Source organism: Streptomyces sp. NPDC054840, from assembly GCF_053611065.1.
The window spans coordinates 1-4,377 of record NZ_JBSGZP010000617.1; the positions used below are offsets into that span (position 1 = coordinate 1).

Sequence of the window (4,377 nt, forward strand, 5' to 3'; positions counted from 1 at the left end):
GGCCCGGACCGTGTCGACCAGCTCGGCGACGGGCACGGCCGTCTGCTCGCCGGACTCCATGTCCTTCAGCTGCACGACGCCCTCGGCGAGGTCCCGCTCGCCCACCACGACCGCGAACCGCGCACCGCTGCGGTTCGCGTCCTTCATGGCGCCCTTGAGGCCCTTGCCGCCGTACGACATGTCCGCCGCGACGCCCGCCTTGCGCAGCTGCGTCACGAGGCCGAACACGGTCGCCTTGGCCTCGCCCAGCGCCACGGCGAAGACCGTCGTCGTCGCCGGGATGTCCAGCTCGATGCCCTCGGCCTCCAGGGCCAGGACGGTGCGGTCCACGCCGAGCGCCCAGCCCACCGACGGCAGCGCCGGTCCACCGATCATCTCGGAGAGGCCGTCGTATCGGCCGCCGCCGCCCACCGCGGACTGCGCGCCCAGACCGTCGTGGACGAACTCGAAGGTGGTCCTGGTGTAGTAGTCCAGCCCGCGCACCAGCTTCTCGTCGTCCTCGAAGACGACGCCGGCGGCCGTGATCAGCGCCCGCACCTCCTCGTGGTACGCCTTGCACGCGTCGCACAGGTAGTCCCGCAGCACCGGGGCGCCGACGAGCTGCTTCTGCACCTCGGCCCGCTTGTCGTCGAGGACGCGCAGCGGGTTGATCTCCGCCCGGCGGACGGTCTCCTCGTCGAGGTCGAGGCCGCCGAGGAAGGTCTGGAGCGCCTCGCGGTAGACGGGGCGGCACTCCTTGTCGCCGAGCGAGTTCAGCAGAATGCGGAAGTTCGACAGGCCGAGGGTGCGGTAGGCCTGGTCGGCCAGGATGATGAGCTCGGCGTCGAGCGCCGGGTCCTCGGAGCCGATCGCCTCGGCACCGACCTGCGAGAAGTGGCGGTAGCGGCCCTTCTGCGGGCGCTCGTAGCGGTAGTACGAGCCGGAGTACCAGAGCTTGGCCGGGAGGTTGCCCTGCTTGTGCAGGCTGGCCTCCAGGGCCGCGCGCAGTACGGAGGCCGTGCCTTCCGGGCGCAGGGCGAGGTTGGTGCCGCCCTTGGTGGTGAGGGTGAACATCTCCTTGGTGACGATGTCGGTGGACTCTCCGACACCGCGGGCGAAGAGGTTCACGTCTTCAAAGCCCGGCGTCTCGATGTAGCCGTACCCGGCCTTGCGGAGCGGGGCCGAGATGGCGTCGCGGACCGCCAGGTATTTGGCCGAGTACGGCGGGATCAGGTCGTACGTGCCCTTGGGGGCCTTGAAAGTACTCACGAAGCTCTCGTCACATTCCTCGTCGTGGAGCGGCGGTGCCGTCTCCGAGCCCGGCGGCGACCTCCCGCAGATACGGGTTGGTCGCGCGCTCGCGGCCGATGGTGGTCTGGGGACCGTGGCCGGACAGCACCACGGTCGAGTCGTCGAGCGGCAGGCACACGCGGCCCAGCGACTCGAGGATCTCGGCGTGGGAGCCGCCGGGCAGGTCGGTGCGTCCGATGGAGCCGGCGAACAGCAGGTCGCCCGAGAAGAAGACCGGCGGGATGTCGGCCAGCTCGGGCATCCGGAAGGTCACCGACCCCTTGGTATGCCCCGGCGCGTGCGCCACGGAGAATTCCATTCCGGCCAATTTCAGGGTCGCGCCGTCGGACAGCTCCCGGACGTCGTCCGGCTCCCCCACGGTCAGCTCGCCCATGAGAGGCATCCCGATGGAGCGGCCGAGGGCCTTCTCCGGGTCGCTCATCATGTAGCGGTCCTCGGGATGGATCCAGGCCGGTACGTCGTGTGCTCCGCACACCGGGACCACCGAGGCCACATGATCGATGTGGCCGTGGGTCAGAACGACCGCGACGGGCTTGAGCCGATGCTTCCTCAGCGTCTCCTCGACACCCTGGGCGGCCTGATGGCCCGGGTCGATGATGACGCACTCCTCACCGGCGGCGGGGGCGACCACGTAGCAGTTGGTGCCCCAAGCCCCTGCGGGGAACCCGGCAATCAGCACGTTCGTCCTCAATCGTCGTCCGGCGGGAGGTCGCAGGCAGGAATCCTGCTGCTCAGAGCCTACCGGCGCCGCTCATTACACAGCGAACCCATATACGGTACGGCCTATCCCAGCCCGGACAGCAGTACCTGACACGTACAAGGAGACGACCCGGTGGTCACGAGCGATCAGCGACGGCGACAGCTCGCCAAGGAGAAGTACGAGCGCCAGCAGAAGCGCCGGGCCGAGGCCCGGCGGAAGTCGCGCCGGCGGGCGGCCGTGATCGGCGCGGCGGTGGCCGTGGTCGTCGCGACGCTGGTGGGCCTGGTGGTCGGCGGGGTCTTCGACAAGGACAAGAAGGACTCGGCCGCGGACCCGTCCGCGAGCCCGTCGGCCTCGGCGAGCGAGCCGGCGCCCAAGCAGTCCCCCTCGCCGGAGATGGCGATCGACCAGAAGGCGAAGTACACCTTCGCGCTGAAGACGAGCGCGGGTGACATCAACTTCACGATGGACGCGGCGAAGACCCCGCAGACCGTGAACTCCTTCAAGTCGCTCGCCGACAAGGGCTACTTCGACAACACCAAGTGCCACCGGCTGACGGCCGGCGGGATCTTCGTACTCCAGTGCGGCGACCCCGAGGGCACCGGTCGCGGCGGCCCGGGCTACAACATCCCGGACGAGAACCTGGACTCGCTGGGCAAGGCCAACGAGCAGGGCCAGGTCGTCTACCCGGCCGGCACCGTGGCGATGGCCAACACGGGCCAGCCGGGCTCGGGCGGCAGCCAGTTCTTCCTGGTCTACAAGGACAGTCCGCTGGCGCCGACGTACACGCCTTTCGGCAAGATCGACGCGGCCGGTCTGAAGGTCCTCGAGGAGATCGCGAAGGCCGGTACGGTCGACGGCGGCCAGGACGGCGCGCCCAAGACCGAGGTGAAGATCGAGAAGGGCACGGTCACCCAGAACTGACGTGATGTGCCGACCCCGGGCCCGGCCGGCCCGCCGCCCGTACGCCGATATTCCGTCGTGCGGGATGCGGACAGCCGGCCCGGCGGTCGCCTATGTTGGCGTTGTGCAGGGCGGGCGCTGCCCGCCCCAGGAAACTGTGGACGATGCCCAGGGGGTGAACCCCTCGCAAGGCATCAGGTGGAGGAGGCGCTGTGAGCAGCGACCCGTGGGGCCGAGTCGACGAGACGGGCACCGTGTACGTGCGTACTTCCGATGGCGAGCAGGTCGTCGGATCGTGGCAGGCCGGTACCCCTGAGGAGGCCCTGGCCTATTTCGAGCGCAAGTACGAGGGCCTGGTGGTCGAGATCGGCCTCCTCGAAAAGCGGGTGCGGACCACTGATCTGTCCGCCAAGGACGCGCAGACGGCGATCGACCACCTGCGCACGCAGGTCGACGAGCACCATGCCGTGGGTGACCTGGACGCCCTGCGCGTGCGGCTGGACAAGCTCGTCACGACCGTGGAGTCGCGGCGCGAGGAGCGCAAGGCGGCGAAGGCCAAGCAGACGGACGAGGCCCGTGCTGCCAAGGACGCGCTGGTCGTCGAGGCCGAGGAACTGGCCCAGAGCGACCAGTGGCGCAGTGCCGGTGAGCGGCTGCGCGCCCTGGTGGACATCTGGAAGGGGCTGCCGCGACTGGACCGCAAGTCGGACGACGAGCTGTGGCACCGGTTCTCCCACGCCCGTTCCGCCTTCTCCAAGCGCCGCAAGGCGCACTTCGCCTCGCTGGACGCGCAGCGTGAGGACGCCCGCAAGGTCAAGGAGAGGCTGGTCGCGGAGGCCGAGTCGCTGTCGAAGTCGGCCGACTGGGGTCCGACGGCTGCCCGCTACCGCGAGCTGATGGCCGACTGGAAGGCCGCCGGCCGGGCGCAGCGCGAGTCCGAGGACGACCTGTGGAACCGGTTCCGCGGTGCGCAGGACGTGTTCTTCGCGGCCCGCAGCGAGGTCTTCGCCGAGCGTGACGCCGAGCAGATCGAGAACCTGAAGCTCAAGGAGGAGCTGGCCGGCGAGGCCGAGAAGCTCCTCCCGATCACGGACCTGAAGGCGGCCCGTGCCGCCTTCCGCTCGCTCAACGAGCGCTGGGAGGCCATCGGCCACGTGCCGCGGGACGCCCGGCCGAAGGTCGAGGGCCGCATGCACGCGGTCGAGCGGGCGATCCAGGAGGCCGAGGAGGGCGAGTGGCGTCGTACGAACCCGGAGGCGCGGGCCCGTGCGGCCGGTCTGACGGGTCAGCTCCAGGCGGCGGTCGACAAGCTGCGTGAGCAGATCGACGCGGCGCGTGCGGCGGGCAACAACGCCAAGGCCGACAAGCTGTCGCGCGAGCTGGAGGGCCGCCAGGCCCTGCTGGACCAGGCGCTGAAGGGCCTGGAGGAGTTCGGCGGCTGATTCCCGGCCGCCCGTGCACGTACGAGGGCCCCGGTACGGATC

The 4,377-nt window shown here is 70.0% G+C and carries 4 protein-coding genes; 2 read left to right on the plus strand and 2 right to left on the minus strand.

Annotated features, from left to right (window positions below):
* Both hisS and ACWGIU_RS30815 read right to left on the minus strand, forming a co-directional pair.
* Window positions 1–1,248 (minus strand): histidine--tRNA ligase (gene hisS, locus ACWGIU_RS30810; protein WP_453711312.1); only part of this gene is annotated, 1,248 nt, incomplete at its 3' end.
* A gap of 10 nt (window positions 1,249–1,258) precedes the next feature.
* The gene (locus tag ACWGIU_RS30815) at window positions 1,259–1,969 is read right to left on the minus strand and encodes an MBL fold metallo-hydrolase (protein WP_453711314.1); all 711 of its coding nucleotides are present in this window, start codon (window positions 1,967–1,969) and stop codon (window positions 1,259–1,261) included.
* Window positions 1,970–2,122: 153 nt separating this feature from the next.
* Here ACWGIU_RS30815 and ACWGIU_RS30820 point away from each other — a divergent pair, with 153 nt between their 5' ends.
* Together ACWGIU_RS30820 and ACWGIU_RS30825 are read left to right on the plus strand one after the other, a co-directional pair.
* On the plus strand, window positions 2,123–2,914 hold the full coding sequence (locus ACWGIU_RS30820; protein WP_453711316.1) for a peptidylprolyl isomerase: 792 nt from the start codon (window positions 2,123–2,125) through the stop codon (window positions 2,912–2,914).
* A 191-nt stretch (window positions 2,915–3,105) separates the two neighbouring features.
* Window positions 3,106–4,335: a DUF349 domain-containing protein gene (locus tag ACWGIU_RS30825; protein ID WP_453711318.1), complete on the plus strand. Its 1,230-nt coding sequence runs from the start codon at window positions 3,106–3,108 to the stop codon at window positions 4,333–4,335.
* Window positions 4,336–4,377 lie beyond the last annotated feature (42 nt).